Raw genomic sequence first — 25580 nt, forward strand, 5'->3', positions numbered from 1 at the left:
ACGGTAGAGCGCCCACCCGCTCAGGCCGGGTATGCATGCGTCTGCGTCGCTTTGACCGTCGCCCAGACAGCCGCGCCCGGGTGCAGGTCGAGGTCGGCGGCGGCGACCGTGGTGAGGTCGGCGGCCAGGGCGATTTCGCCGCCCAGGTCGGCGCGGATCTGGTCGCCGTGCGTCTCCAGGCCGGCCACCTCGCAGCGCCACAGGTTACGGGCGCTCGCTCCGGTGGGCCGGTCCCGGAACAGGGTGACGGCGGACGGCGGGAACGCCACGAAGACCGGGCCGGACAGGTCCTCCGTGGTCGTGATGGAGGGCCCCGCGTCGAGTCGTACCGTGTGTCCGTCCGCCCGGCCGCGGTAGAGGTTGAGTCCGACGAGCTGGGCGATGTAGTCGGTGCGCGGATGGCGGGCGATGCCCCCCGGGGTGCCCTCCTGGACGACTTGGCCGTGCTCTATGACGACCAGCCGGTCCGCCAGCACCATGGCGTCCAGCGGGTCGTGTGTGACGAGGACGGCGACCGCCTCGAAGTCGGCCAGGTGACGCCGCAGTTGAGCCCGGACCTCCAGCCGGGTGCGGGCGTCCAGGGCGGCCAGCGGCTCGTCCAGGAGCAGCAGCCGGGGGTTGGTGGCCAGGGCGCGGGCGAGGGCCACGCGCTGGGCCTGGCCGCCGGACAGGCGGCGGGGCTTGGCGGCCGCGTGGGCGGCCAGGCCCATACGGTCCAGCCAGGCCGCGGCCTGGGCACGGGCCTCGGACTTGCTCGCGCCCCGGCACCGGGGGCCGAACGCCACGTTGTCGAGGGCGGACAGGTGGGGGAAGAGCAGGTAGTCCTGGAAGACGACGCCGACCGGGCGGGACTCCGGGGGAGTGTGCTGCAGGGAGACGCCGTCCAGGTGCAGGTGGCCGGCGGTGAGCGGGGTCAGCCCGGCGAGGGCGCGCAGTGCGGTGGTCTTGCCGGCGCCGTTGGGGCCCAGGAGGGCGACGACCTCACCGGGGGCGGCGGTGAAGGTGACGTCCAGGCGGAACGGGGGGCGCTCCACGAGCAGGCGGGCGGCCAGGCCGGTGGTGGGCGGATGTGGTTGCGGGTGCGTGGTGGGGTGCCGCCCTTCGGCCGGCTCGGGGTTCCCCCGCGCACCGTCTGCGCGGTTTTCGCCGTCCGGCGCGGATGGCCCCTGCGGGGGGTGGAGGCCGTCCGCGGGCGCGGGTGGCCCCTGGGGCGGTTCGGCGCCTCCGGCTGTCGTGGGGCGGGGGTTCGTCATGATGGTGTCATCCAACGGTCGCGCAGACCCGCCAGCACCGCGATCGACACCCCCAGCAGCACCAGGCTGAGGGAGATGGCGGCGTCGGGATCGTTCTGCAGGGCAAGGTAGACCGCGAGCGGCATGGTCTGGGTGCGGCCGGGGAAGTTGCCCGCGAAGGTGATCGTCGCCCCGAACTCGCCGAGCGCCCGCGCCCAGGCCAGGACCGCGCCCGCAGCGATACCGGGGGCGATGAGCGGCAGAGTGACCCGGCGGAACGCGGTGAAGCGGGACGCGCCGAGCGTGGTCGCCGCCTCCTCGAAGCGCGGGTCGGCGGCCCGCAGGGTGCCCTCGACGCTGATGACCAGGAACGGCATCGCGACGAACGCCTCCGCGATCACGACCCCGCTGGTGGTGAACGGCAGGGTGATCCCGAACCCGGCGTCCAGCCACTTGCCGATGACCCCGTTGCGCCCGAGGGCCAGCAGCAGGGCCACACCGCCGACGACAGGGGGCAGGACGAGGGGCAGGGTCACCAGCGCCCGTACGAGGCCCCGGCCGGGAAACTCCGTACGGGCCAGCAGCCAGGCCAGGGGCACGCCCAGGACCAGGCTGACGGCCGTGGCCGCGGTGGCGCTGATCAGGGACAGCTGGAGTGCCTGCCACACCTCCGTGCTGGTCAGCTGTCCCGGCAGGCTGCGCCAGGGCGCGCGGACGAGCAGCGCGAGCAGCGGCAGCAGCAGGAACGCCAGCGCCAGCAGGCCCGGCAGCAGCAGCGGCAGCGGCACCCCGCGTCGGCCCCCCGCGCCGACGCGGCGGCGCTGCGGCCGGCCCGTGCGGGGGCCGGGCGCGGCGCCGGGCTTGTCGAGCGGGGTCACGGCTTGAGGAACCCGGCCCCGCTCAGCACCTTCTGGCCCTCGGCGGACCGCACGAGGGCGATGAACGCCTTGGCGGCCTCGGCGCTCTGGCCGTTCTTCAGCTGGACGATCGGGTAGGCGTTGATGGCCTTGGCGGACTCGGGGAACTCCACACCCGCCACCTTGCCACCCGCGGACTTCACATCGGTCTTGTAGACGACCGCGGCGTCGGCCTCCTTCAACTCCACCTTGTTCAGGGCGCTCTTGACGTCCTGCTCGTAGGAGACCGGGGTGAGCTTGAGCCTGGCGGCGTCCAGGGCCTTCTGCGCGGCGGCGCCGCACGGCACGGTCTTGTCGCACAGGACGACCTTCAGACCGGACTTGGTCAGGTCCTTCAGGGAGGCCACCTTGTCCGGATTGCCCGGCAGAGTGGCGATCTCCAGCTGGTTGCGCACGAAGGTGGCCGGGGTGCCGACCGCGTCCTTCTTGTCCGTCACGATCGCCATGGTCTTGGGGCTGGCGGCGGCGAAGACGTCCGCCGGGGCGCCGCTGGTGATGCTCGCGGCGAGCGCGTCGCTGCCGCCGAAGTTGAAGCTGACACGGGTGCCCGGGTGCTGCTGCTCGAACTCCCTGCCCAGCGTCGTGAAGCTCTCCTTCAGCGAGGCGGCGGCGAACACGGTGACCGTGCCGGAGAGCTTCGGGGAGGCGGCGCTCGACTCGTCCGACTTCGGGGCCGACGAGTCCGACGACGAGGAGCAGGCGCTGAGTGCCATCAGGGCGGCGGCTCCCGCACCGGCCAGCTGCAGCATGCGCCGGGTCCGGCGCACGGAACGGGTCATCACGGATCTACTCCTCGGGTTCTGTGGAACGACTGTCGCGCCCTGCCGCGGCCGGGGGCACCGGCCGTGCGGCGATGATACTGCCGCATCTGCCAGCTGTAAGTCTCCTGCTGCTTCGCATGAGCTGCGAACTTGCGACTTGTAGCTTGCATGTGCGTTTGCACGGCGCACCGCGGCGGGTACGGTGCTGCGGGAGGTGGTCGCAGGTGACGCTCGTGGAACTCGCCCTGACCGGCGATCTGGCCCGCCCCGCCCGGCTGACCGTGCCCGACCTGCTGCGCTGGCCGCAGCACCGGGTGGACGTCAGCTTCGAGTGCGCGACCAGTGGCATCCAGCACCACCGGTTCACCGGCCCGCGTCTGTACGACGTCCTCACCGACGCGCGGCCCGGCTTCGACCCGGCGCGGCGCAAGGACCGGCTGCGGTTTCTCATCGCCGTCTCCGGCACCGACGGCCACCACGCGGTGCTGTCCTGGGCCGAGATCGACCCGGACTTCGCGGACGCGCCCGTCCTGCTGGGCGTGCGGATCGGCGACACCCCGCTGGACGCGGCCGGACCCCAGCTGGTGCTGCCGCAGGACCGGTGCGGGGCCCGGCACATCAGCGGGATCACGGCGATCCGGGTGGACGGCGGGTACAGCTGTGGCGCTCCGGCGCCGGCGGCATCCGGGCACGTGCCGGCGGTGGCCCGGTGAGCCGCTGAACGAGATCTCGTTCAGCGTCCGGCCGGTCCGTTCCTCCGGCCGCACCTCAGGCCGGTGAGAGCGTGGGCGAGGCGCACGGTGGCCTTGCCGGTGACGGGCCGGTGCGGCGGTGTCAGACGCGGTCGATGTGCACGTTGGTGGACTTCACGCGCGCGGTGGCTTCCATGCCGACCTCCAGGCCCAGTTCCTCCACGGCCTCCCGGGTCAGCAGCGACACCAACCGGTGCGGGCCGGCCTGGATCTCCACCTGGGCGGCGACGTCACCGAGCTTGATCGCCGTGACGATGCCGGGGAAGGCGTTGCGCACGGAGGTGTAGGAGGCGCCCTCCTCGCCACCCCCCTTGGCGAGCTCGACCGAGAACGCGGCGAGGTCCCTGCCGTCGATGAGCCGCCGCCCGGACTCGTCGCGATGGGTCGCCACCCGGCCCGCGTCGGCCCAGCGGCGGGCGGTGTCCGGGCTCACGCCGAGCAGCCGTGCCGCCTGGCCGATCGTGTAGGACTGCATGCGGGTCACGATAGGGCCACACGCCGGGGACCGTGGCCGTGGGGTTGGCCGTTGGGTACAACGCGATATGGCGTCAGTTCTTGAGGGTGGCTCCGTGGAGCTCACCCCCGAAGAGCTGGACGAGGGTGCGGCCGGCCGCCGATCCGGCTGCGCCGGTCGTGCTCCGCGTGGCGATACACGGCCGGCTCACCGTGCGGCGGCTGGAGGTACGGCCGCCCAGGCGATGGTGCGGCAGGTAGGCCGCGCGCACGGTGCACGCGGCCGGCCCCGGTCGGGACGAGCCCGGTCTCACCCGGTGTGCACCCGCGGCCGGCGCACCCGGTTCGGTTCCGCCTCGCGCAGCACCTCACGGGTGACCGGGGCGACCTCGCCCTGGCCGAAGAGGAAGAAGCGCAGGAAGTTGGCGAACGGATTGCCCTCGGTCCACTCGAAGTAGATGTGCGGGGTGCAGCCCGTGTCGTCCCGGACGTGGAGCAGCAGCGCGGCCAGGGCGTTGGGAATGGACGCGGACTCCAGGGTCAGCACGCGGTAGCGGCCGTGCAGCACCTCGCCGCGCACGGTCAGGCCCGCCTCGAACTCGGACGGGTCGGTGACCGTCACCTCGACGAAGACGAAGTCCTCCTGCTCGGGCATGTCGTTGTCGGCGCGGATCTGCTCGATCTTGTCGCGGTATTCGGCCTTGTCCCGGTGGCCCGGCTCGTTGGCGATGAACCGCATCTTGCGGCTGGCCATGTCGCGGACGAATCGTTCCGCCATCGGGTCGAGCGTCACGCTGGTCACGCGTAGCTCGAAGGCACGGGCCAGCCGGGACGCCAGCGAGACAAGGATGATACCGGCGATGAAGCAGGCGCCGATCTTCACACCGTCGGGGCGCTCGATGACGTTCACGACGGTCGTGTAGAGGAACACCGCCGAGATCACACCGAACCCGATGGTCCAGTTGCGCTGCTGGGCCTTGCGGGCGGCGATGGTCACCGCGATGGCGGCCGAGCTGATCAGGACCAGCACACCGGTGGCGTAGGCGCCGCCCTGCTTGTCGACGTTGGCGTCGAAGATCCACGTGACCAGGAACGCGACCAGGGTGAAGACGATCACCATCGGGCGTACCGCGCGTGCCCAGTGCGGGGCCATGCCGTAGCGGGGAAGGTAGCGCGGCATCAGGTTGAGCAGGCCCGCCATCGCGGAGGCGCCGGCGAACCACAGGATGGCGATGGTCGAGATGTCGTAGACCGTGCCGAAGGCGCCACCGAGGTACTGGTGCGCGAGGTAGGCGAGGGCACGGCCGTTGGCCGGGCCACCCGTCTTGAAGTCGTCCTCCGGGATCAGCAGCGTGGTGATGAAGCTGGTGGCGATCAGGAAGCAGCTCATGATGAGCGCCGCGGTCGTGAGCAGCTTCTTGGTGTCCCGGATCCGGCCGGTCGGCTTGTCCTCGGTGTCCCCGGCGTCGCCCTGGACGTGCGGCATGACCGCGACACCGGTCTCGAAGCCGGACAGACCGAGGGCGAGTTTCGGGAACACGATCAGCGCCACGCCGACCATGACGAACACGTTGCCGTGTTCCGCCGTCAGGGCGCTGGTCCAGTCGGTGACCACGTGCCCGGCGGTGATGACGTGCCACAGTCCGACGATCACGACGACCAGGTTGAGCACGAGATAGATGCCGACCAGAGCGACCGCGACACCGATCGCCTCCAGAAAGCCCTTCAGGAAGACCGCGCCGAGCAGCGCCACCAGGAAGAGCGTGATCACCATCTGGTGACCGTGCAGGGTGCTGGTCAGATGAGGATTCTCCACGAGGTGCGTGGAGGCGTCGGCGGCCGACAGGGTGATGGTGATGAGGAAGTCGGTGGCTGCGAAGCCCAGCAGGGTGAGCACGAACAGCTTGCCCTGCCAGAACGAGAGCAGCCGCTCCAGCATCGCGATGGAGCCCTCGCCGTGCGGGCTCTCCTCGGCCACCCTGCGGTAGACCGGCAGGGCGCCGGCCAGAGTGACGATGACCAGGACGATCGTCGCGATCGGGGACAGCAGACCGGCCGCGAGGGCCGCGATGCCCGGCTGGTAGCCGAGGGTCGAGAAGTAGTCGACACCGGTCAGGCACATCACGCGCCACCAGCGCTGGCCCCGGTGCGGGGGTTCCGGTTCGGCATGGGGTCCGGTGTGGCCACCGTGCTTGCCCATGTCGGACAGGCCCTCCAGCATCCAGTTGCGCAAGCGACTGGGAGGCGGGTGCTCGGTCGTGGCCATCGGCGGGCTCCTGTGTGCGGCTCAGCTCTGTATCCGGCCATCACGCGGACGGCGGCACCAGCGTATGCAGAGAGTGACGCCTGGGCCCATGGATCCGGGCTCGGAAGGCGTCAATCTTGCGTTAAGAATGGCGTCAGAGCAGCAGAGCCGCATCAAGAAGGCGAGGCCGGAGGCGGTCGCCGGACGTACGGCCGCTCGGGGCAACGACCCGGACGGCGGGCCGGGGACGGCCACCGAGTGTCATGTCCTGGGGCCGGTGCACCACCTCGACTCCATGCTCACTCCATGCCGGAGGCCCGGAACACGCGCAGGGCCGTCTCGCGGTCGATGCGGTGGGCGAGGCGGTGCAGGGCGGTCGTCCCGCACAGCAGGGTGCCGGCCGCCTCGGACACCCGGGCGCCCTCGTCGAGCAGGTACCACAGGGCGGGATTGCGGATCAGGACCTCGGGGTCGATCTCGACCCGGTTGCCCAGGGCGTCGCGCAGCACCAGCCGCTGTGAGACGCCGTCCAGCGGGCGCACCGCGATCAGCAGATCCGTGCGGACCCGGCGGGTGCGCAGCAGACGACGGGTGGCCAGCCAGCCCGCGCCGGCCGACACCCGCACTGGGAGCAGGACCAGGAGCAACAGCAGCGCGAGAGTCAGCCACAGGGCACCGCGCCACCAGGCGAGGGAGCCGGCCGCCCAGTCGACGAACAGCAGCAGCCCGAGCAGGACCCCGGCGCAGCGGAGCGACGTGCGCACGTCGGCCGCCCAGTCACGGTCGTCCACCGTGCCGGCGGCGCCGGCCGGGTACGAGCCCGTGAGCCGGTGATGCGTGTCGTCGCGGTGCCTCATGTCTGGGACGGTAGACAGCCACGGACCCGGCGGAGCAGGGAGGCGGCGCACCTTGACGGTGCCCTGACGGCGAGGGGGCTGTTTTTGACGCGGCGCCGGCGCGCCGGCCGGCGTGGCGTCCGCGGGGGTTTCGGCGGACTGGCTGCCGGGTCGTCCGCAGAGGGGTGACTCCGGGCGCCCTGTGGGTCTCCGTGGGCGTGTTGGTCCCCCTGGGTCCGAGGCGTTCGGCTCGCTGTCCCAGGGTCCCGCAGTCACAAGCCCCGGATGTCCATGCGCAGATGCCAGGTGTTGCGGCGGTGGACGGAGAGCAGCTGTGACTCCAGGGGGGAAGGGGGCACGGCGAGCACCGGGCAGACGGCGTGCGCCAGGCAGTGCCGGGAGACCCGGCCCGAGAACGCGCGCTGCAGACCGCGCCGACCGGCGCCCACGACCAGGACGTCGTCCTCCCGGTTCGCGGTTGCCACCAGCGCCGGGCCGGGGGCGCCACGGACGATGACGGCGTGCAGCGGCACGCCGGGGGCGTCCCCGCCGAAGATCTCCTCGAGCACCGACGCAAGCCGCAGCCTGGCCAGCCGCTGCCAGTCCTCGACCAGCAGATCCGCGGCGGGGGAGCGGCGCGCGGCGGGGTCGCCGCCCGGCGGCTCCCAGGCCAGCACCGGCCACAGCTCGGCGCCCAGGCGGCGGGCCAGCGCGGCGGCCCGCCGCAGCGCCGTGACACTGCCCAGGGACCCGCTCACGCCCACCACCACACGAGCGGCCGCCGAGGCGTCGTAACCGGACATCGCTCCACCGTTCCTCGCGGGCGACGCCGAGATCTCTCTCGCGGACGTGCCCGCCCTGCAAGGCCGTTGCTTCCTTCCATCCCACTCCCGCGAGGGCCATTCGACCAGCCGGGCGACCGGATTCGCGGTCGGGACAGTCGACTTCGTGTGGTTCGGCTGCGCTCCCGCGGCCCCTGTGCGAAACCTTGACGCTCCCCACGCGCCTTCCTAGAGTCGCGGTTCGGAACGTTCGTGATTCTGCTCGAATGTTTCGGCCCACCAAGGGTGGTCAACCCTCCGGCGGTGTCCTCGGACCCGCTCTACGGCTACTGCGAAAGTTTCGAAGGAGCGCAAGATGGGCGACCCTGCACTGTCCCGCCGCGGCTTCCTGGCGGCCTCCGTCGCCGCCGGTCTCGGGGTGAGCGCACTCAGCGGCTGCGGCGGCGACTCGGACGGGGGGTCGTCCTCGGGGACGACCACGGTCGAGTGGTGGAACATCTCGACCACGGAACCCACCAAGACCGTGTGGGCGGGCCTGGCCAAGAAGTTCGAGGCGCAGAACCCCAAGGTCAGGATAAAGATCGTCCAGCTGGAGAACGACGCCTACAAATCGAAGATGACCGCGCTGATCGCCTCCGGGAAGCTGCCGGACGTCTTCCACACCTGGGGCGGCGGCGTGCTCAAGCAGCAGGTGGAGGCCGGGCTGGTCGAGGACCTCACCGAGCGCACGAAGCCCTGGGCCGACGGACTGCTGGCGGTCGCGAAACAGCCGTACCTCCTCGACGACAAGCTGTACGGCATTCCGTTCGACATCGGCATGATCGGTTTCTGGTACAACAAGGCGCTCTTCAAGAAGGCCGGAATCAGTGCGCCCCCGACCACCTGGAGCGCCTTCCTGGACGCCGTGCGGAAGCTCAGGTCCGCCGGGATCACCCCGCTCGCGCTGGCCGGCAAGGAGAGCTGGACCGGCATGTACTACTGGGCGTACCTCGCGATGCGCACCGCGGGCGTCGACGCCCTGCAGAAGGCCGACGAGAAGAAGGACTTCAGCGACGCCGGTTTCGTCCAGGCCGGGCAGCACCTCAAGGACCTGATCGGCCTCCAGCCCTTCCAGAAGGGGTTCCTCGGCGCCGCCTACTCCTCGCCCACCGGGCAGGCCGCGACCGTCGGCAACGGCAGGGCGGCCATGGAACTCATGGGCCAGTGGGCGCCGGTCGTGGAGGCGGACGCCGGCAAGGGGCTCGGCGCGGACCTCGGCTTCTTCCCGTTCCCGGAGGTCGAGGGCGGCGCCGGGAAGATCACCGAGGTCTTCGGCGGAGGCGGCGGCCACGCCCTGCGCAAGGGTGCCCCGCAGGCGGCCGTGGACTTCCTGGAGTTCTTCGCCTCCGAGACCACCGACAAGGAGCTGGTGAAGAGGACCGGTGTGCTGCCCCTGGTGCCCGCGGCCGAGAGCGTCCTCACCGACCCCAACCTCAAGGCGGTGCAGGCCCAGTTGAAGGGCGCCACCGGCTTCCAGCTCTACCTCGACCAGGCCTACGCCCCCGCCCTCGGCCAGCAGGTCAACGACAGCGTGGCCGGGCTGATCGCCGGTTCCAGGTCCCCGCAGCAGGTCACGGAAGCGATCACGAAGACCGCGAAGGAAGAGCAGTAGGCCCCCCGATGACCTCCACCTTCCTCCCGGACGAACGGGGCGAGCGGAGCGGACCCGGCGCCGTCCGGGCGGCCACGACGGCCCACGCCGGCCGGCAGCGCACCCGCCGGCGCACGCTGCACTGGCTCACCGCCGTCGGCCTCCAGCTGCCCGCCCTCGCGCTCTTCGGCGTCCTGGTCCTGCTGCCGATCCTGTTCGCGCTGTACGCCTCCTTCTTCCGCTGGGGCGGCTTCGGGATGCCGTCCGACTACACCGGCACCGGCAACTTCAGCCGCCTGCTGCAGGATCCCGTCTTCCTCGGCGATCTGTGGCGGATGCTGCTGCTGGTCGTGCTGTCGCTGGCGCTGCAACTGCCGTTCGCCCTCGCCATGGCCGTCCTGCTCAACCAGAAGGTGCGCGGCCGGGCGGTGTACCGGATGCTGTTCTTCGCGCCGTACGTGCTGTCCGAGGCCATCACCGGTGTGCTGTTCAGCATGATCTTCGCCCCGGACGACGGGCTCGCCGACCACGTCCTCGGCGGGATCGGGCTCGACGGGCTCGGCGGCCAGTGGTTCTCCGGCACCTCCACCGTGCTGGCCACGCTGTTCCTCGTCATGATGTGGAAGTACTTCGGCTTCCACATGATGCTGTACCTGGCCGGACTGCAGGCCCTCCCGGCCGAGTTGACCGAGGCGGCCATCGTCGACGGCGCGAACCCCTGGCAGCGCTTCCGGCACGTCACGCTGCCGCTGCTCGCGCCCACCCTGCGGATCAGCGTCTTCCTGTCGGTGATCGGGTCGATCCAACTGTTCGACCTGGTGTGGGTGGTCACCGCGGGCGGCCCCGACCACCACTCCGAGACCATGGCCGTGACCATGTTCCAGTACGGCTTCAAGCGCTACCAGGTCGGTTACGCCAGCGCGATCAGCGTGGTCATGTTCGCGATCAGTCTCGTCTTCGCCCTCGCCTACCAGCGGTTCGTCCTGCGCCGCGACCTCGCAGGGGCCACCACGACCATGAGGGGAGCCGGAACATGAGCGTCCGCCGCAGGGGTCGTACGCTTCCGCTGCACGTCGTCCTGGTGGCCGTCGGCGCCGTCATGGCCGTACCGCTGCTGTACGCGCTGCTCTCCGGCTTCAAGTCCACCGACCAGCTCTCCCGCAACCCGGTCGGGCTGCCGGGGCCGTGGGTCTTCGCCAACTACGGCGGCATCCTCGGGTCCGGCTCGTTCTGGCGGCTGGTCGGCAACAGCACGCTGATCGCCGTCGGTACGACCGTCATCGTCGTCGCGGTCTCCGCGCTCGCCGCCTTCTCCTTCGCGCGGTTCGCCTTCCGGGGCCGGGAGGCGCTGTTCACGCTGTTCACGATGGGGCTGATGTTCCCGTTCGCGGTCGCGGCGCTGCCGCTGTTCCTGCTGCTGCGCTGGATGGGCCTGCTGGACAACCCGCTCGGCGTGATCCTGCCGCAGGCCGCGTTCGGGCTGCCGATGACGATCATCATCCTGCGCGGCTTCTTCCGGCAGATCCCGGGTGAACTGGAGGAGGCGGCCACGCTCGACGGCTGCGGACCGCTCGGCTTCTTCTGGCGGGTGCTGCTGCCGATGGCCCGGCCCGCGCTCGGCACGGTCTCCGTCCTCGCCGTCGTGACCAGCTGGAACAACTTCTTCCTGCCGCTGCTGGTGTTCACCGACAACACGTGGTGGACGATCCCGATCGGTGTCCAGCAGTTCCAGGGCCAGTACTCCGCCGACACGGCACGGGTCTTCGCCTACCTCGTCCTCGCCATGGTCCCCGCCCTCGCCTTCTACTCGGTCGCCGAACGCCAGCTCGTCGGCGGCCTCACCGCCGGTGCCACCAAGGGCTGAACACCCCTCACAGAGACAGGAGTCGCAGCATGGCCGGGAAGAGCACATGTCTCAGACTCGCCGGCGCCCTCGCGGCCGCCCTCATGACCGCCGGGCTCGTCACCGGCCCCGCCGCCCGGGCCGCCGCGGCCCCCGCACGGCAGCCCACCCTCGCCGAGCTCGCCGAACGCCACGGCCGCTACTTCGGCAGCGCCACCGACAACCCCGAACTCACCGACAGCGCCTACGCGAAGATCCTCGGCAGCGAGTTCGACACCATCACGCCCGGCAACGGCATGAAGTGGTACGCCACCGAGCCCCGGCAGGGCGTCTTCGACTGGACGAACGGCGATCAGATCGTCGACCTGGCACGCGCACACCACCAGAGGGTCCGTGCCCACACCCTCGTCTGGCACAGCCAGCTGCCCGACTGGCTCACCTCGAAGCAGTGGACGGCGGGCGAACTGCGGGCCGTGCTGAAGGAGCACATCACCGCCGAGGTACGGCACTACCGGGGCAGGGTGTACTCCTGGGACGTCGTGAACGAGGCCTTCGACGAGGACGGCAGCTACCGCGAGACCCTCTGGTACAAGACCCTCGGCCCCGGCTACATCGCCGACGCGCTGCGCTGGGCCCACCAGGCCGACCCGCACGCCAGGCTCTACCTCAACGACTACAACATCGAGGCGGTCGGCCCGAAGAGCGACGCCTACTACGCACTGGCCAAGGACCTCAAGGCCCAGGGGGTGCCGCTCGACGGCATCGGCCTCCAGACCCATCTGGCCCTGCAGTACGGCTATCCCAGCAGCCTGGAGGACAACCTCCGCCGATTCTCCCGGCTGGGCCTGGACACCGCCCTCACCGAGGTCGACGTACGGATGCAACTGCCCGCGACCGACGCGAAGCTGGCCGAGCAGGCCGGCTGGTACCGGAACCTCACCGAAGCCTGCCTGGCGGTCCGCCGCTGTGTCGGCCTGACCATCTGGGACTACACCGACAAGTACTCCTGGATCCCGGCCTTCTTCCCCGGTGAGGGCGCGGCCCTGCCGTGGGACGAGCAGCTGAACCCCAAGCCGGCGTACCAGGCGCTGCGGGAGGCGCTGGGGTAAGGGCCGGTCACGGTCCGTAGCCGCTCCCGGACACACGTCGGGGCCGGTGCGCACCGGATGTGTGCGGCCGGCCCCTCAGGTCGCTCGCGCGCCGCTCAGGCGGCGGTCATCACCTGCTCCGCACCGAGCGGGCGGTGCGGAGCGATGATGCTGCCGTCGGGCAGCAGCTCACCGGTGTCCTCGAAGAGCAGGACGCCGTTGCACAGCAGACTCCATCCCTGCTCCGGGTGGTGCGCCACGAGACGGGCGGACTCCCGGTCGGCGGACTCGGCTGGCGGACACGGTGGCTGGTGCTGGCACATGGGTGGGATCTCTCGCTCTGTCGTGGTCATGGCCGTCCCCCGTGGTGATAAGTCGGTCGGAACCCAGTGTTGCCCTCCGGGCGGCGTTCCGCAGGGATTTCGCTGCACCGCTTCTCACAGGTTCATGACGCGTCACCCGCCCGGACGGTTCAGTCCAAGTGCACTGTCACTTCGGGTGGTTCGCAGTGGCCGGATAGGGCTAGTCCATGCAGGCCAGACCCGCTGACACGGGCGTACCCCGCTTCCCTTCCGGGAGACGGGGTACGCGGGGGCCGGTCAGGCGGCGGGCGAGCCGAGCACGGGCGGAGCGAGCAGGGGCAGGGGAGTCGCACGGTGGGTCAGCACCGGCAGCAACTCGGTGACCCGGAACAGGTGGTGCGCCGGTATGCCGGGCGGGGCCGGTGCCAGCGGGACGAGCAGATCGGTGCCGGCCGGGTGTCCCTCGGCTCCGTCGGCGGTCGTGTCGCCGTGCAGCCACAGGGTGAGCATGTACAGACCGGGTACGGACAGCAGTCGTGCCTGGTACGGCTGTTGCAGTGCCTCGGCCTGCTGCAGGGCGCGCTCGGTGGAGGCGACGTAGGGGCCCTCGAAGAAGTGCGAGAAGGCCCAGCCGTCGGGCGTGAGCATGGTCTCCGCCGCGGCCACCGCCCGGTCGCCGCAGCGGATCAGGAAGCGCCAGCCGGCCAGCCGGGTCGCGGACAGACCCTGGGCGGTGATCCGGTCCAGCACGTGCACCGGCAGCGGGAGTTCGGGTGTCGTCGGGCCCTGCGCGGCGCGCAGGGAGGGGGTGCGGGCCTCACGGACCGCGGTGGGAGAACCGAGTGCGGTGAGGACGGAACGCAGGGCAGGCGCGGGGGCAGGGGGCACGTGCAGCGGCATGTGGGTCGCCTCTCTCGTACGACAGGCGCGACGGCGCGAGGAGGGGTGGGGCGGACGGCGCTGTCTGCTCACGCAAGGCCGGAAGGGGTGAGGCCCGGGTCGGTGAACAAGGGTGCGGCTCGGCCTGCCGCCCGTCCTGGGACGGCCTGAAACACGGCAGGAACCAGGACCGAGGGCGTCACCCTTCTGCCTTGTGGGCGAAGTTTATACGACGCGTGTTCGGCCGTTGTTTCGTCTATCCCATTTCGGGAAGTCGCGCAAGGCGGTAATAGGTCGCAGATTTGCGGGACTCCTCCTGATTTCCCGCCCGCCTGCCGCCGCTGACCTCGTCATACGCACCGGTAGCGGTCGGCCGAATGTCATCGGCGTTTTTCACGAGGCGTTCCGGGCACTCGAAGGTGCACGCTGCGGCATGCCCCGTGAATGTGCCGCGGGGAACATTCCGAAAGACTAGCGGGCGCCGGGCCCGCGCGGGACGTTATCGATCGCTTCCGCTGGGCATCATCCCCCCTGACCCGGGAGCCCGGCGGCCGGATCGCCGGCCCGCCCATCCGAGGAGGGACACTTCGATGGGGGAGAAGGTCGTGGCAGGGCAGTTCGACCTGTCCGATCGCCTGCGCTACCGCGAAAAGCTCCAGAAGTGCCTGACGGGACTGGAGCGACTGCTGCGCGAGAAGCGATTCGACCGTCCCAAGAACCTCATGGGCGTCGAGATCGAACTGAATCTCGCCGGGCCCGACGGCATGCCGAAAATGCTGAACGGGCAGGTGCTGGAGCGCATCGCGAGCCGCGATTTCCAAACAGAACTCGCCATGTTCAACCTGGAAGTCAACATCGCCCCACACCGATTGGGCGGCCGGGTTTTCGACCGGCTCGCCGAGGAACTGCGTACCTCGCTCGCCTACGCAGACCGCAAGGCCGGCGAGGTGGACGCGGGCATCGTCATGATCGGCATCCTGCCCACCCTCGACCGCGACGACCTGGTCTCCTCCAACCTCTCCGAAGTCGACCGCTACACCCTGCTCAACGACCAGATCGTGACCGCGCGCGGCGAGGACTTCCGGCTCGACATCGAGGGCGTCGAGCACCTCGTCTGCACGTCCAAGTCGATCGTCCCGGAGGCCGCGTGCACCTCCGTACAGCTGCACCTCCAGGTCACGCCGGCCCGGTTCGCGGACGTGTGGAACGCGGCGCAGGCCGCGAGCGCCGCGCAGATCGCCCTCGGCGCCAACTCACCGTTCCTGTTCGGTCACGAACTGTGGCGTGAGTCCCGGCCCCCGCTGTTCCTGCAGTCCACCGACACCCGCCCGCCCGAACTCCAGGCGCAGGGCGTACGGCCGCGGACCTGGTTCGGCGAGCGCTGGGTCAGCTCGGCGTACGACCTGTTCGAGGAGAACCTGCGCTATTTCCCCGCGCTGCTGCCGATCTGCGACGAGGAGGAGCCGCTGGAGGTCATCGAGGCGGGTGGCACCCCCCGGCTCGCCGAACTGGTGCTGCACAACGGCACGATCTACCGCTGGAACCGGCCGGTGTACGGCATCGCCGACGGCGTCCCGCACCTCAGGGTGGAGAACCGCGTGCTGCCCGCCGGACCGACCATCACCGACGTGATCGCCAACGCCGCCTTCTACTACGGCCTCGTGCGCGCCCTGGCCGAGGACTCCCGTCCGGTGTGGACCCGGCTGCCCTTCGCCGCGGCCGAGGCGAACTTCGACGCCGCGTGCCGCTACGGCATCGACGCGCGGTTCCTGTGGCCCCGGCGGGGCCGCTACGGCGGCACGGGCGAGGTCGACGCGGTCACCCTCGTCCGCGACGAGCTGCTGCCGCTGGCCTCGGCGGGGCTGGACGCGTGGGGTGTCGAAGCGGCCGACCGGGACCTGTACCTGGGCGTCATCGAGGAGCGCTGCCGACGCCGGGTGAACGGGGCGTCCTGGCAGGCGGCCACCTTCCATCGGGCGCTGGAGCAGGGGCTGAGCCGGGAGGCGGCGCTGGCCGCGACGACGCGGCGCTATGCCGAGCTGATGCACGTGGGGGAGCCGGTGCACACGTGGCCGGTGGGCCTGCCGGAGGCCGTGCCGCTGGGATGAGCCGGTGGTTCTCGGCGCGGTGAGGCGCGCTGCGGGGTGAGGTGCCGGTGCTCGGGGGCGGCCCGTACGCCGTCCTCACCCCTCCTTCTGCGATCCTTGCGAGGCAGAGTGGGCCCTCGGGCCCGTGAGCCGGCTGGAGGCAGGGGTGCAGGTGGAGGCTGACTCGGTGGCTGAATCCCGGGCGCGGGAGCGGGACCCGCGGCGGATCCGGCGGGACGAGACGCTGCTCGTGCTCGGGCTCTCGCTCGGAGCGAGCGGGGTCTCCGCGCTGATCAGCTTCATCGGCTCGGTCACCAAGCCGGGCGGCCTGAAGGACCAGGCGGCCACCCTCAACGCCTCGGCCGCGCCCGGCCGTCCCTGGCTCGACCTGGCCTGGCAGCTGTTCGGCATCGCCACCGCGCTGGTCCCCGTCGCCCTGGTCGCCCACCTGCTCCTGCGCGAGGGCGGCAGCCTGCGCACCCTCGGCTTCGACCGTACCCGCCCCTGGCCCGACCTGGCCCGGGGCGCCGGCGTGGCGGCCGTGATCGGCAGCACGGGCATCGCCTTCTATCTGGCCGCCCGCGGCCTCGGCTTCAACCTCACGGTCGTCCCCGAGGCGCTGCCGGACGTGTGGTGGAAGTACCCGGTGCTGATCCTGTCCGCCCTGCAGAACGCGGTCCTCGAAGAGGTCATCGTCGTCGGTTATCTGCTGCGCAGACTGGGCCAGTTGGGCTGGACCCCGGGGACCGCGCTGGTCGCCAGCGCGGTGCTGCGCGGCTCGTACCACCTCTACCAGGGCATCGGCGGCTTCATCGGCAACATGGTCATGGGCGTGGTGTTCGTGTACCTGTACCGCCGCTGGGGCCGGGTCGGTCCGCTGGTCGTCGCGCACTCCCTGCTCGACATCGGCGCGTTCGTCGGCTACGCCCTGCTGGCGGGCAAGGTCGGCTGGCTGCCCACGGCCTGAGGGCCGGGCGGGTTGTGATCTCTGTCGGTGTGGTGTACCCGGCCACGTTCACGGCCTCCGTCAGCGGCGGCCGTGAACGCTCATGCCTGCGACCTCTGTCGGCAGTCGCGCGGGCGGGCGCGCCCGCGATGTCCCGCTGCCGGTGGCACAAACGGCCGCCCCGGCACCCCCGGCGGGCGGCGCGGCGCTGCGCCCCGCTCAGGCGTGCAGCTCGCCCTCGATGACCGTGACCGCGCGGCCCGTGAGCAGGGTGCGCGCGCCGCGCAGGCCGGTGCGGACCAGGCCGGTGCGGCGGGAGGCCTGCAGTCCGGTGAGGTCGTCGCGGCCGAGGCGCGTGGCCCAGTGCGGGGCGAGCGCGGTGTGGGCACTGCCGGTGACCGGGTCCTCGGCGATGCCGATGGCGGGGAAGAAGCAGCGGGAGACGAAGTCGTAGCCACGGGAGGGGCCGTCGGCGCGGGCGGTGGCGATGATGCCGCGCGAGGACTGCGCGCCGAGAGACCTGACGTCCGGCGCGAGGCTGAGGACGGTCTTCTCGTCGGCCAGCTCCACCAGCAGGTCGCCGACGTTCGGGCCGGTGTCGAAGGCCGCGACCGGCTGCGCGCCGAGGGCCTCGACGATGGCGCTGGGAAGCTCGACGGGGGTGAGCGGGGCCGTCGGGAAGTCGAGGGTGATCGAGCCGTCCGCCTCCGGCGTGGCGGTGAGCACGCCGCTGCGGGTCGCGAACCGCACCGGACCCGCGTGGGCGCCGGTGGCGGCCAGGACGTGGGCCGTCGCGAGCGTGGCGTGCCCGCACATCGCGACCTCGGCGACCGGCGTGAACCAGCGCAGCGCCCAGTCCGCCTCGCCACCCTCGGGCAGCCGGTGGGCGAACGCCGTCTCGGCGTGGTTGACCTCCATCGCGACGTTCTGGAGCCAGTCGTCGTCCGGGAAGACGTCGTCCAGGAGCAGGACTCCGGCCGGGTTGCCGGCGAAGGGGCGGTCGGTGAAGGCGTCCACGATTCGAATGCGCATGCCGCCGACGCTAGCGGCCGCGACGGTCGCCGGCCCAAGGCCAATTCACGAGCCCTGGCACCTTTCCCGCGCACCGGTGGCGCGCCCGCGCCCACGGGGCCAGTTGGGCGATGCCGAACGAGACCTCCAGCACGAGGAACGGCCACAGCACCGCGGGCCCTCCGTGCGCCAGCGCGTACGCCTGCCACAGGGAGAACAGGACGCGTGCGGCCCCGTCGAGGAGACCGTGCAGCGGCAGCGGCCGTACGACGCGCAGGACGGACCAGACCACCACGACCGAACCCATCAGGTTGGCGTACAGGGTCTGCAGGGGAGTGAGGGCGGGCATGGTGCCGAGACCGGCCGCGTCGCCCGCGGCCGACAGCAGGCGGTGCACCAGCGCGTACGTCCACGGGGTCGCGAACCCGGCCGTGACGATCAGGTCGTACCAGCCGCTCGCCCGGACCAGGCGCAGATAGGCAGGGGGTGCAGGGGACATCGGGGCTCCTCGGGAGGGCTCGCTCGGGCGCCGCCCACGCTAAGGAGCGGAGTACGCTCCAAGGTCAAGTCGAGCTGGTGGCGGGGGAGTCATGCGCATCGGAGAACTGGCCGCGCGTACGGGGCTGTCGAAGGACACCCTCCGCTTCTACGAGAGGATCGGCCTGCTCGACGGCGACCGCCTCCCCAACGGCTACCGCGACTTCGCTCCGGAGACCGTGACCTGGCTGAGTTACGTCCGCACCGCTCAGGCGCTCGGCTTCACCCTGGCCGAGATCGCCCGGCACGGCGAGGAACTCCGGGACGCGCCGGACAGCGCCGAGGCACTCTCCGCCCTGTTCGAGGACAAGATCCGCGTCATCGACGAGCGCGTGGCCGAACTGACCGCCCTGCGCGCGGACCTGACCGCCCGCGTGGGCACGGGCTGCCCCTTGCGGGCGGCGGAACGGAGGTAGCTCCGAAGCCGCATCGGTCCCGGGTCCGTCGACGTCGTGCAGGACGCTGTTGGTGAGCCCCTGTCCGGCCGGGCCGAAGGTGACGGTGGTGTCCAGGCCGGTCCATGGTCCTTGTGGCTGCCGGTGCCCCTTGGGAAGCATCCGGTGGCAGACCGTGCAGGACCTCCGGGAAGTGGCCCTCAGCAGCGGACGCCGCCGATGCCTGCCTGCGGCGTCCACGCATGACGCCTCGACCTGCGGCACGGTCGCTGAAGTCTGACCGCCTGGAGGCGCTCTACCGGCGGACCGCCGAGATCAGGCCGCCGGGCCGCTCCTCGCGCTGCGGCGGGGTGCTGATCGGGCGGCCGTAGGCGGCCGCGCGCTCGCGCAGGGTGTGGCCGGCGGCCTCCCAGCCGTGCCCTGCCAGCCAGCCCACCGGGTCGTCGGGCATCTCCGAGACCCACATGGACGCCGCCGATCCCGGTACGGCGTCCGCGGCGAAGCGTTCGATCACGCCGCGCGAGCCCAGCGTCAGCCCCATCCGACTGCCGGCCGCCGACTGCGCGCTGATCCGGGCCAGCAGCAGTTCCACCGCGTCCTCGGGCAGATAGATCAGCAGTCCCTCGGCGATCCACACGGTCGGCACCGCCGGGTCGTGCCCTGCGGCGGCCAGCGCGGCCGGCCAGTCCTCACGCAGGTCCACGGCGACGGTGATCCGCTCGCAGCGTGCGACGGCCCGCTCCTGGCGCAGCACCGAAGCCTTGAAGTCCAGTGGCGCGGCGGTGTCGACCTCGAACAGCCTCGTGCCCTCGGGCCAGTCCATCCGGAAGGCCCGGCTGTCCATGCCGGCGCCGAGCAGCACGACCTGCCGGACACCGGAAGCGGAGGCCTGCTGCAACAGGTCGTCGAGGAACTTCGTCCTGATGACGATGGAGAACGACACGGCCAGCCGGCGGCGGCGCGCGGCCTCGTCATCGGGCAGCGGCGGCGAGGAGGGCCACAGGCCGCCGGCGGCGGCGAAGGCCTGGGCCAGTGGGTCGCGGAACAGGGCGTTCTCCCGTTCGGTCTCCAGCGCCCGCACCCTGGCCACCCCCACCGCCGTGGCCCACACTCCCGACGGCTGCACCCGCTCCTGCTCATCAGTCACCGCGCCAGCCTAGATGAGCGATTCCCGATTCCAACGGGGGACCGATGAGTGGAGCCAGGTTCACCCACGGACTCCGCCATCCCGGCAGCCGCACCAGCGGAAACCAGGATGGCGGAATCTTCGGTGAAGATCCGACTGGGCCTCGGTCAGTCGATGCCTTCGACGATGCGGAAGTCGCGCTCGACGCCGTCGGAGAGGGCGGCCAGCGCCTCCTGGTAGGCCGCGCTCTCGCGCGCCGCGACGGCCTGCTCGAAGCTGTCGAACTCGACCAGGATGGTGCGCTCGGCGATTCCGGCGTCATGCGCCACGACCCGACCGCCGCGGACGATGGTCCGGCCGCCCGCGGCCTTGACGGCCGGAGCGGCCAGCTTGTTGTAAGCAGCCAGCTTCTCAGGGTCCGAAATGGTGCGGTAGACGCTGACCCAGTAGCCCTTGGGCACGGCACCTCCAGTGTTGTAATCAGTGTGTCCAGCTTACGAGTTGGTATCGGACGAGCGTCGGCGGGCGAGAGCGAGGCTCGTCCGCGTCGTGATCGCCATGGCGCCGATGCCGCTCTTGGGAGTGACGGTCAGGATGACGCCGGGCATCGCGGCCGAGAAGCCGCCTACGGCGCTGCCGGCCAGGAGCAGGGGGTCGGCGATCCGCGTCCCGCCTGATCCCGCCGACGAACAGGGCGAGGTTCGCCCCGGCGACCGCCGGGTGCCGCACCGCCCGCACATCGATCAGGGGCGTCGTGCCGCGCAGCTCGATGACGGCCCAGACGCAGCGCAGCACCACCGCGACGACGGCGAGGCCCGCAGCACCGCCGAAGCCGCCCGAACCGGCACCCATACCGGCATCACGACCCTGCGAAGTCTGCGTGCGGGGGAGCCGACGGCCTTTGGGCTCAGGCGGGCCGTTCGGTCAGATGAGGTAGTCCGCGCGTCCCTCGTCATCGAGTTCGAAGGGGCCTACGGGGATGATGCAGAATTCATTGCCCTCGGGGTCCGCCATCACCAGGAACCCGCCGGCGTCGTACTCCTCCAGCCGGCGCCCGCCGAGCGCCTCGACACGCTGCTGCTCCGCGGGCGGGTTGGGTGAGGTGACGTCGAAGTGCATACGGTTCTTCACGGACTTGGGCTCGCCGGTTCGCTGGAAGCCCAGGCCCAGGCCGTTCTCGCGCTGCAGCCATACGTAGGGTCCCACGCGGCCCACGACTGGCCGGCCAAGCAACTCGGACCAGAACGCGGCAAGCCGCTCAGGGTCAGCGGCATCGACGATGAGGGCATTGATCTGCAGAGGTGAGTCCGCCATGCCCTGATCCTCTCAGGGCACACAGGGCCGCTCAGCGTCGGTCGTCCCACGCGTGGTGCGCGGCTTGCGGACTACGGGAAGGGGCTTGGCAGGCGATCGGTTCCGATATATCGTTGAGGCATCGCGAACGATACGCGATGCAAACGTGACAGATCATCGATGGAATGGAGTGATCGCGATGCGTACCCACGGATTCGAGCGTGGACACCGGCACGAGGGCCACGGCCCGCGCGGCATGGGTGGCTTCGACGGGCGGCGGGCCGCCTTCGGGCCCTTCGGTCCGGGTGGTCCGGGGTTCGGCCCGGGCGGACCCGGATTCGGACCCGGCCCCTGGGGGCCCCGCGGGCGCGGTGGCCCAAGGGGGCGGGCACGGCGCGGTGACGTGCGGGCCTCGATCCTGGCCCTGCTCAAGGACCGCCCCATGCACGGCTACGAGATGATCCAGGAGATCGCCGAACGCAGTGGCGGCGCCTGGAAGCCCAGTCCCGGCTCGGTCTACCCCACGCTCCAGCTGCTGGAGGACGAGGGCCTGATCGCCAGTGAGAGTGAGGGCGGCAAGAAGCTCTTCGCCCTCACCGAGGACGGGCGCGGCCTGGCCGACGAGGGTCCGGACGCCCCCTGGGAGGAGGCCTCGCGCGGGGTCGACTGGGAGGCGCTCGGTGAGATCCGCCAGGCCGGCTTCGGCCTGATGGAGGCCTTCGGGCAGGTCTGGAAGACCGGCAGCAAGGAGCAGCGCGACAAGGCGCTGGTTGTCATCAACGAGGCCCGCAAGAAGCTGTACCTGATCCTCGCCGACGAGCACTGAGGCTCGTGGACGGGCAGGGCGCCCCGCGCGGTGAACCGTGCGGGGCGCCTTCGCGTGCCCGCCCGCCGTGGCTCAGGCGACCAGGCCGGCCAGTTTGCGCAGCGACTCGTTCAGCGCGGCCGTCGCCGAGTCCTTCAGCTTGCCCGCCATCAGCGATACCGCGGCGCCGGTGAACTCGCCGTCGATGCGGACGGTCGTGGCGTCGCCGGCGGGGGTCAGGGTGTAGCGGGTGGCGACCGTCACCGCCATCGGACCCTTGCCCCGGATGGCGAACACGCGGGCCGGCTCCAGTTCCTCGATGGTCCAGTCGACCTCGGCCGGGAAGCCCATCAGCTTCATGTTCTCCTGGAACGTCCCGCCCACCGCCAGCTCCTCGGGGCCGCCCTTGGGAAAGCTGGTGTGGGTGGCGTTCCACTCCCCGTAGGACGACCAGTCGGTGAGCTGGGTCCACACCTTCTCGGCCGGTGCCTCGATGCGTGCCTCCGCGCTGACTTCGGCCATGCGACCACCCCTTCGGATCGGGCGTAGCGGGCTATCGGGCGTAGCGGGCTACGGTGTCGCGGAACGTAGCCGCAGGGGCGCGAACATTCAATACTGATGAACCGTCAGAAGCGCTCGGACGGTGGCCGGGCGACGTGCGTCGCAGGGGTGGATCGGCCGAGATCTCCTCCGTAAGGATGAGATCCCGCTCGGCGACGTCCACTCTGTGTGGGACGCGGAAATGGTTCCCCTCGTGGATGACCCGGCCCGTTGAGGCTGATGGGGTAGGGGTGTGCAACCCCGTACAACCCGCCGTGCCCCTCACGAGGCGGCTGCGCCCATGGACGACGATGCCGCGCTCGGCGCCGAGCTGGCAGCGGTGGTCGCCGGTGCCCGCCGCAGGGCCGTCCGGGACGGGGACCGGCAGATCGACACCGCCCATCTGCTGCACTCCCTGCTGGAACACGACCCCGAGGTGCGCGCCGCCGTCGGCGGGCCGCCACAGCTCGCCCGGCTGTTCGGCTATCTCGTGCAGCGCAGTATCGGCTACGGACTGCGCTGGCAGGGCAGCGTCGAGGACTCCGGCGCGCTCCCCCTCGTCCCCGCCCAGGCCGACCGCGGCGCGCGGGACACCGCCGGCTGGTCGCCCACCGCGGCCGCCGCGCTGGCCGACGCCCGAGAGCGTGCCCGGCTGCGCGGTGAGTCCCGCGTCCACGGCGTCGACCTCCTCGCCGCCCTCACCGCGGACCCGGCGTCCCGCGCCGTCGAGGTCCTGGAACACGTCGGCATCCGTGACGTGAACCGCCGCGTCGAAGCGGGCGCGCCGGAGTACGCCGGCGAGGGCGGCCCGGTGAGCTGAGGAAGCAGGCCGTCGCAGGCCCTCGCTGCTGGGCGACTGCCGGGCGCGTCCTTTCCGGGGCGGGATGTCCACACCCTGAGACAGGTGTCAACGGGGGCGACGGTCCTGTCGCCGCCTGTCATCATGTGCCGGTGCATACGTCAGAGAGCAGTCAGGGCAGCCGCGGCAAGGGCGTCGGGCTCGGTCTCGCGCTCGCGTCGGCGCTCGCCTTCGGCGGGTCCGGGGTGGCCGCCAAACCGCTGATCGAGGCCGGACTCGACCCGCTCCACGTGGTCTGGCTGCGCGTGACCGGCGCCGCCCTCGTCATGCTGCCGCTCGCCGTGCGGCACCGCGCCCTGCTGCGCCGCCGTCCCGCGCTGCTCGCCGGGTTCGGACTGCTCGCCGTCGCCGGTGTCCAGGCCTGCTACTTCGCCGCCCTCTCCCGCATCCCGGTGGGCGTGGCGCTGCTCATCGAGTACCTGGCTCCCGCGCTGGTGCTGGGCTGGGTGCGGTTCGTGCAGCGGCGGCCCGTGACGCGCGCCGCCGCGCTGGGCGTCGTGCTCGCCGCCGGTGGCCTCGCCTGCGTGGTGGAGGTCTGGTCCGGGCTGAGCTTCGACGCCCTCGGCCTGCTGCTGGCCCTCGGGGCCGCCTGCTGCCAGGTCGGCTACTTCGTCCTGGCCGACCAGGGCGGCGACGCGGGCGACGAGGCACCGGACCCGCTCGGGGTCATCGCCTACGGCCTGCTCGTCGGCGCCCTCGTCCTGACGGTCGTCGCCCGCCCCTGGAGCATGCGCTGGTCGGTGCTCACCGGCTCCGCCGACATGAACGGAACCGCCGTACCGGCCCTCGCCCTGCTCGGCTGGATCGTCCTGATCGCCACCGTCGTCGCCTACGTCACCGGCGTGCTGTCGGTGCGCCGGCTGTCCCCGCAGGTCGCCGGTGTCGTCGCCTGCCTGGAGGCGGTCATCGCGACCGTCCTGGCCTGGGTGCTGCTCGGCGAGCACCTGTCGGTGCCGCAAGTCGCCGGCGGCGCGGTCGTGCTGGTCGGCGCGTTCATCGCCCAGTCGTCCACCCCGGCCAAGGGGTCCGCCGAGCCGGTGGCCGCGGGCGGGGCCGAACGCGAGTTGTCGGCCCGCCACACGGCCGCATAAGGTGCTGGCCATGCCGTCGAACGCACTCGTCCTTCCGCCTCCGGCCGCCTGAGGCGGGCCTCCGGGACACCAGCCCCGCGCACGTGCGCCGGGCCGGACGGTGCTGCCCGCAGACGAAGTCCGCGCGCCCCGCTGAAGCGGGTCGCCCCGAACTTCCGCACCCCCCGGGTGCGTTGCTGCGGAGAGAATCCCTTGACGACGTCGAACGCTGCCTGTGGCCTGCCCGTCGGGCGTGGCCTGCTCTATCTGATCATCACCGGTGCCGCCTGGGGCACCGCCGGCGCCGCCGCCGCGCTGGTTTACCGGACCAGCGACATGGGCGCCCTCGGGCTGTCCTTCTGGCGCTGCGCGCTGGGCCTGGTCCTGCTGCTCGCCGGACGCGGACTGCGCCCCCGTACCCGCCCGGCCGCCATCGAGCCGCCGGTCCGCAGGGCCGGGAAGGTGCTCGCCACCGGCCTCGGTCTGGCGGTGTTCCAGACCGCCTACTTCGCGGCCGTGGAGTCGACCGGACTGGCCGTGGCCACCGTCGTCACCCTAGGGGCGGGCCCCGTGCTCATCGCGCTCGGCGCACGGCTGCTGCTCGGTGAACGACTCGGCGCCGGCGGGGTGCTGGCCGTGGCCGGGGCGCTCGCCGGGCTGTCCGTCCTGACCTTCGGGGGCTCCGCCGCGACGGTGCGCCCCGCGGGTGTGCTGCTGGCGCTCGCCTCGGCCGCGGGCTACGGCGCCATGACCCTGCTGACCCGCTGGTGGGGGAGGGACGGGGGCGCCGACGCCTCCGGCACCACCGTGGGCACCTTCGCGGTGACAGTCCTGTGCCTGCTGCCGTTCGCGCTGCACGAGGGCCTGCTCCCGCACACCGCCCACCCGGGCCGGCTGCTGTGGCTGGTGTTCTACATCGCCGCGGTGCCCACCGCCCTCGCGTACGCCCTGTACTTCGCCGGGGCGGCCGTCGTACGGTCCGCCACCGTCTCCGTGATCATGCTGCTGGAGCCGGTCACCGCGGCCGTGCTCGCCGTCGTCCTGCTCGGCGAACGGCTCACGGTGACCACCGTGGCCGGCACCCTGCTCCTGCTCGGCGCGGTCGCGGGGGGGGGGGGGGGGGGGGGGGGAGGGGGGGGGGGGGGGGGGGGGGGGGGGGGGGGGGGGGGGGGGGGGGGGGGGGGGGAGGTA

The 25580-nt window shown here is 71.8% G+C and carries 27 protein-coding genes and 1 pseudogene; 12 read left to right on the forward strand and 16 right to left on the reverse strand.

Features of this window, described 5'->3' with window-relative positions; genetic code table 11:
• Nucleotides 1–20 precede the first annotated feature (20 nt).
• From ACZ7HQ_RS14905 to modA, 3 genes are read right to left on the reverse strand one after another with little or no spacing between them, the layout of a single operon-like run.
• Complete coding sequence (locus ACZ7HQ_RS14905) at nucleotides 21–1253, reverse strand: ABC transporter ATP-binding protein (protein ID WP_470989058.1); 1233 nt, start codon at nucleotides 1251–1253, stop codon at nucleotides 21–23.
• Nucleotides 1250–2110: a molybdate ABC transporter permease subunit gene (gene modB, locus ACZ7HQ_RS14910; protein ID WP_470989061.1), complete on the reverse strand. Its 861-nt coding sequence runs from the start codon at nucleotides 2108–2110 to the stop codon at nucleotides 1250–1252. Before modB ends, ACZ7HQ_RS14905 begins: the two co-directional genes overlap by 4 nt.
• Nucleotides 2107–2928, reverse strand: a complete 822-nt coding sequence (modA, locus tag ACZ7HQ_RS14915; RefSeq protein WP_470989064.1) for a molybdate ABC transporter substrate-binding protein — start codon at nucleotides 2926–2928, stop codon at nucleotides 2107–2109. The genes modB and modA overlap by 4 nt, the downstream gene beginning before the upstream one ends.
• 206 nt (nucleotides 2929–3134) lie before the next feature.
• Between modA and ACZ7HQ_RS14920 the strand changes: the two genes are divergently transcribed.
• Nucleotides 3135–3623, forward strand: a complete 489-nt coding sequence (locus ACZ7HQ_RS14920) for a molybdopterin-dependent oxidoreductase (RefSeq protein ID WP_470989067.1) — start codon at nucleotides 3135–3137, stop codon at nucleotides 3621–3623.
• Nucleotides 3624–3744: 121 nt separating this feature from the next.
• Here ACZ7HQ_RS14920 and ACZ7HQ_RS14925 read toward each other — a convergent pair whose 3' ends face one another.
• The 4 genes from ACZ7HQ_RS14925 to ACZ7HQ_RS14940 all read right to left on the reverse strand — a co-directional run bounded on the left by ACZ7HQ_RS14925 (nucleotide 3745) and on the right by ACZ7HQ_RS14940 (nucleotide 7999).
• A complete protein-coding gene (locus ACZ7HQ_RS14925) occupies nucleotides 3745–4137 on the reverse strand; it encodes a TOBE domain-containing protein (RefSeq protein ID WP_470989071.1) in 393 nt (130 codons plus the stop codon).
• Nucleotides 4138–4425: 288 nt separating this feature from the next.
• On the reverse strand, nucleotides 4426–6381 hold the full coding sequence (locus ACZ7HQ_RS14930; protein WP_470989075.1) for an APC family permease: 1956 nt from the start codon (nucleotides 6379–6381) through the stop codon (nucleotides 4426–4428).
• 278 nt (nucleotides 6382–6659) lie between these two features.
• Nucleotides 6660–7217 (reverse strand): hypothetical protein, encoded by a 558-nt coding sequence (locus tag ACZ7HQ_RS14935; RefSeq protein WP_470989078.1) that lies wholly within the window; start codon nucleotides 7215–7217, stop codon nucleotides 6660–6662.
• Between the two features lie 251 nt (nucleotides 7218–7468).
• Nucleotides 7469–7999 carry a universal stress protein gene (locus ACZ7HQ_RS14940; RefSeq protein ID WP_470989081.1) on the reverse strand — a complete coding sequence of 177 codons (531 nt, stop codon included), beginning with the start codon at nucleotides 7997–7999 and terminating at the stop codon, nucleotides 7469–7471.
• Between the two features lie 334 nt (nucleotides 8000–8333).
• Between ACZ7HQ_RS14940 and ACZ7HQ_RS14945 the strand changes: the two genes are divergently transcribed.
• The 4 genes from ACZ7HQ_RS14945 to ACZ7HQ_RS14960 are packed head-to-tail and all read left to right on the forward strand — an operon-like array spanning nucleotide 8334 to nucleotide 12560.
• Entirely contained in the window at nucleotides 8334–9629 is a 1296-nt protein-coding gene (locus ACZ7HQ_RS14945) for an extracellular solute-binding protein (RefSeq protein WP_470989084.1), read from the forward strand.
• Nucleotides 9630–9637: 8 nt separating this feature from the next.
• On the forward strand, nucleotides 9638–10645 hold the full coding sequence (locus tag ACZ7HQ_RS14950) for a carbohydrate ABC transporter permease (protein ID WP_470989086.1): 1008 nt from the start codon (nucleotides 9638–9640) through the stop codon (nucleotides 10643–10645).
• Nucleotides 10642–11472, forward strand: a complete 831-nt coding sequence (locus ACZ7HQ_RS14955) for a carbohydrate ABC transporter permease (protein WP_470989089.1) — start codon at nucleotides 10642–10644, stop codon at nucleotides 11470–11472. The genes ACZ7HQ_RS14950 and ACZ7HQ_RS14955 overlap by 4 nt, the downstream gene beginning before the upstream one ends.
• Before the next feature lie 29 nt (nucleotides 11473–11501).
• Nucleotides 11502–12560 (forward strand): endo-1,4-beta-xylanase, encoded by a 1059-nt coding sequence (locus ACZ7HQ_RS14960; RefSeq protein ID WP_470989092.1) that lies wholly within the window; start codon nucleotides 11502–11504, stop codon nucleotides 12558–12560.
• A gap of 95 nt (nucleotides 12561–12655) precedes the next feature.
• Here ACZ7HQ_RS14960 and ACZ7HQ_RS14965 read toward each other — a convergent pair whose 3' ends face one another.
• Together ACZ7HQ_RS14965 and ACZ7HQ_RS14970 are read right to left on the reverse strand one after the other, a co-directional pair.
• Nucleotides 12656–12862 carry a DUF5999 family protein gene (locus ACZ7HQ_RS14965; protein WP_365880284.1) on the reverse strand — a complete coding sequence of 69 codons (207 nt, stop codon included), beginning with the start codon at nucleotides 12860–12862 and terminating at the stop codon, nucleotides 12656–12658.
• 276 nt (nucleotides 12863–13138) lie between these two features.
• Nucleotides 13139–13741 carry a hypothetical protein gene (locus ACZ7HQ_RS14970; protein WP_470989095.1) on the reverse strand — a complete coding sequence of 201 codons (603 nt, stop codon included), beginning with the start codon at nucleotides 13739–13741 and terminating at the stop codon, nucleotides 13139–13141.
• 569 nt (nucleotides 13742–14310) lie between these two features.
• On the opposite strand from ACZ7HQ_RS14970, the gene ACZ7HQ_RS14975 reads away from it, so the two are divergent.
• Nucleotides 14311–15828: a glutamate-cysteine ligase family protein gene (locus ACZ7HQ_RS14975; protein WP_470989098.1), complete on the forward strand. Its 1518-nt coding sequence runs from the start codon at nucleotides 14311–14313 to the stop codon at nucleotides 15826–15828.
• A 145-nt stretch (nucleotides 15829–15973) separates the two neighbouring features.
• Nucleotides 15974–16774: a CPBP family intramembrane glutamic endopeptidase gene (locus ACZ7HQ_RS14980; protein ID WP_470989101.1), complete on the forward strand. Its 801-nt coding sequence runs from the start codon at nucleotides 15974–15976 to the stop codon at nucleotides 16772–16774.
• Nucleotides 16775–16972: 198 nt separating this feature from the next.
• Here ACZ7HQ_RS14980 and ACZ7HQ_RS14985 read toward each other — a convergent pair whose 3' ends face one another.
• Both ACZ7HQ_RS14985 and ACZ7HQ_RS14990 read right to left on the reverse strand, forming a co-directional pair.
• Entirely contained in the window at nucleotides 16973–17785 is an 813-nt protein-coding gene (locus tag ACZ7HQ_RS14985) for a PhzF family phenazine biosynthesis protein (RefSeq protein ID WP_470989104.1), read from the reverse strand.
• 10 nt (nucleotides 17786–17795) lie between these two features.
• Nucleotides 17796–18263 carry a hypothetical protein gene (locus ACZ7HQ_RS14990; protein ID WP_470989107.1) on the reverse strand — a complete coding sequence of 156 codons (468 nt, stop codon included), beginning with the start codon at nucleotides 18261–18263 and terminating at the stop codon, nucleotides 17796–17798.
• Nucleotides 18264–18354: 91 nt separating this feature from the next.
• Here ACZ7HQ_RS14990 and ACZ7HQ_RS14995 point away from each other — a divergent pair, with 91 nt between their 5' ends.
• Complete coding sequence (locus ACZ7HQ_RS14995) at nucleotides 18355–18717, forward strand: MerR family transcriptional regulator (RefSeq protein WP_470989110.1); 363 nt, start codon at nucleotides 18355–18357, stop codon at nucleotides 18715–18717.
• 21 nt (nucleotides 18718–18738) lie between these two features.
• Here the strand turns inward: ACZ7HQ_RS14995 and ACZ7HQ_RS15000 are convergent.
• From ACZ7HQ_RS15000 to ACZ7HQ_RS15015, 4 genes and pseudogenes are all read right to left on the reverse strand, one after another.
• A pseudogene (locus ACZ7HQ_RS15000) lies at nucleotides 18739–18843 on the reverse strand (thioesterase family protein); the annotation flags it as partial.
• A gap of 148 nt (nucleotides 18844–18991) precedes the next feature.
• A complete protein-coding gene (locus tag ACZ7HQ_RS15005; RefSeq protein WP_470990665.1) occupies nucleotides 18992–19807 on the reverse strand; it encodes a class I SAM-dependent methyltransferase in 816 nt (271 codons plus the stop codon).
• A 182-nt stretch (nucleotides 19808–19989) separates the two neighbouring features.
• Nucleotides 19990–20283, reverse strand: a complete 294-nt coding sequence (locus tag ACZ7HQ_RS15010) for a DUF1330 domain-containing protein (RefSeq protein ID WP_470989113.1) — start codon at nucleotides 20281–20283, stop codon at nucleotides 19990–19992.
• 463 nt (nucleotides 20284–20746) lie between these two features.
• Entirely contained in the window at nucleotides 20747–21136 is a 390-nt protein-coding gene (locus ACZ7HQ_RS15015) for a VOC family protein (RefSeq protein WP_470989115.1), read from the reverse strand.
• 178 nt (nucleotides 21137–21314) lie between these two features.
• On the opposite strand from ACZ7HQ_RS15015, the gene ACZ7HQ_RS15020 reads away from it, so the two are divergent.
• The gene (locus ACZ7HQ_RS15020) at nucleotides 21315–21941 is read left to right on the forward strand and encodes a PadR family transcriptional regulator (RefSeq protein ID WP_470989119.1); all 627 of its coding nucleotides are present in this window, start codon (nucleotides 21315–21317) and stop codon (nucleotides 21939–21941) included.
• A gap of 72 nt (nucleotides 21942–22013) precedes the next feature.
• Here the strand turns inward: ACZ7HQ_RS15020 and ACZ7HQ_RS15025 are convergent, their stop codons facing one another.
• Entirely contained in the window at nucleotides 22014–22442 is a 429-nt protein-coding gene (locus ACZ7HQ_RS15025) for a type II toxin-antitoxin system Rv0910 family toxin (protein WP_470989123.1), read from the reverse strand.
• A 271-nt stretch (nucleotides 22443–22713) separates the two neighbouring features.
• Here ACZ7HQ_RS15025 and ACZ7HQ_RS15030 point away from each other — a divergent pair, with 271 nt between their 5' ends.
• The 3 genes from ACZ7HQ_RS15030 to ACZ7HQ_RS15040 form a co-directional block, all read left to right on the forward strand.
• Nucleotides 22714–23280, forward strand: a complete 567-nt coding sequence (locus ACZ7HQ_RS15030) for a hypothetical protein (protein WP_470989126.1) — start codon at nucleotides 22714–22716, stop codon at nucleotides 23278–23280.
• 125 nt (nucleotides 23281–23405) lie between these two features.
• Nucleotides 23406–24410, forward strand: a complete 1005-nt coding sequence (locus ACZ7HQ_RS15035; RefSeq protein ID WP_470989129.1) for an EamA family transporter — start codon at nucleotides 23406–23408, stop codon at nucleotides 24408–24410.
• A gap of 192 nt (nucleotides 24411–24602) precedes the next feature.
• Nucleotides 24603–25580, forward strand: a 978-nt coding sequence (locus ACZ7HQ_RS15040) for a DMT family transporter (protein ID WP_470989133.1), incomplete at its 3' end; no start/stop codon positions are given.

Source organism: Streptomyces sp. NPDC037290 (genome assembly GCF_055603245.1).

Bases quoted from the DNA above. Each gene is read 5' to 3' on its own strand.
- ACZ7HQ_RS14905 (WP_470989058.1), bottom strand. From the start codon at position 1,253: ATGACGAACCCCCGCCCCACGACAGCCGGAGGCGCCGAACCGCCCCAG.
- modA (WP_470989064.1), bottom strand. From the start codon at position 2,928: ATGACCCGTTCCGTGCGCCGGACCCGGCGCATGCTGCAGCTGGCCGGT.
- ACZ7HQ_RS14925 (WP_470989071.1), bottom strand. From the start codon at position 4,137: ATGCAGTCCTACACGATCGGCCAGGCGGCACGGCTGCTCGGCGTGAGC.
- ACZ7HQ_RS14930 (WP_470989075.1), bottom strand. From the start codon at position 6,381: ATGGCCACGACCGAGCACCCGCCTCCCAGTCGCTTGCGCAACTGGATG.
- ACZ7HQ_RS14935 (WP_470989078.1), bottom strand. From the start codon at position 7,217: ATGAGGCACCGCGACGACACGCATCACCGGCTCACGGGCTCGTACCCG.
- ACZ7HQ_RS14940 (WP_470989081.1), bottom strand. From the start codon at position 7,999: ATGTCCGGTTACGACGCCTCGGCGGCCGCTCGTGTGGTGGTGGGCGTG.
- ACZ7HQ_RS14945 (WP_470989084.1), top strand. From the start codon at position 8,334: ATGGGCGACCCTGCACTGTCCCGCCGCGGCTTCCTGGCGGCCTCCGTC.
- ACZ7HQ_RS14950 (WP_470989086.1), top strand. From the start codon at position 9,638: ATGACCTCCACCTTCCTCCCGGACGAACGGGGCGAGCGGAGCGGACCC.
- ACZ7HQ_RS14955 (WP_470989089.1), top strand. From the start codon at position 10,642: ATGAGCGTCCGCCGCAGGGGTCGTACGCTTCCGCTGCACGTCGTCCTG.
- ACZ7HQ_RS14960 (WP_470989092.1), top strand. From the start codon at position 11,502: ATGGCCGGGAAGAGCACATGTCTCAGACTCGCCGGCGCCCTCGCGGCC.
- ACZ7HQ_RS14965 (WP_365880284.1), bottom strand. From the start codon at position 12,862: ATGTGCCAGCACCAGCCACCGTGTCCGCCAGCCGAGTCCGCCGACCGG.
- ACZ7HQ_RS14970 (WP_470989095.1), bottom strand. From the start codon at position 13,741: ATGCCGCTGCACGTGCCCCCTGCCCCCGCGCCTGCCCTGCGTTCCGTC.
- ACZ7HQ_RS14975 (WP_470989098.1), top strand. From the start codon at position 14,311: ATGGGGGAGAAGGTCGTGGCAGGGCAGTTCGACCTGTCCGATCGCCTG.
- ACZ7HQ_RS14985 (WP_470989104.1), bottom strand. From the start codon at position 17,785: ATGCGCATTCGAATCGTGGACGCCTTCACCGACCGCCCCTTCGCCGGC.
- ACZ7HQ_RS14990 (WP_470989107.1), bottom strand. From the start codon at position 18,263: ATGTCCCCTGCACCCCCTGCCTATCTGCGCCTGGTCCGGGCGAGCGGC.
- ACZ7HQ_RS14995 (WP_470989110.1), top strand. From the start codon at position 18,355: ATGCGCATCGGAGAACTGGCCGCGCGTACGGGGCTGTCGAAGGACACC.
- ACZ7HQ_RS15015 (WP_470989115.1), bottom strand. From the start codon at position 21,136: ATGGCGGACTCACCTCTGCAGATCAATGCCCTCATCGTCGATGCCGCT.
- ACZ7HQ_RS15020 (WP_470989119.1), top strand. From the start codon at position 21,315: ATGCGTACCCACGGATTCGAGCGTGGACACCGGCACGAGGGCCACGGC.
- ACZ7HQ_RS15025 (WP_470989123.1), bottom strand. From the start codon at position 22,442: ATGGCCGAAGTCAGCGCGGAGGCACGCATCGAGGCACCGGCCGAGAAG.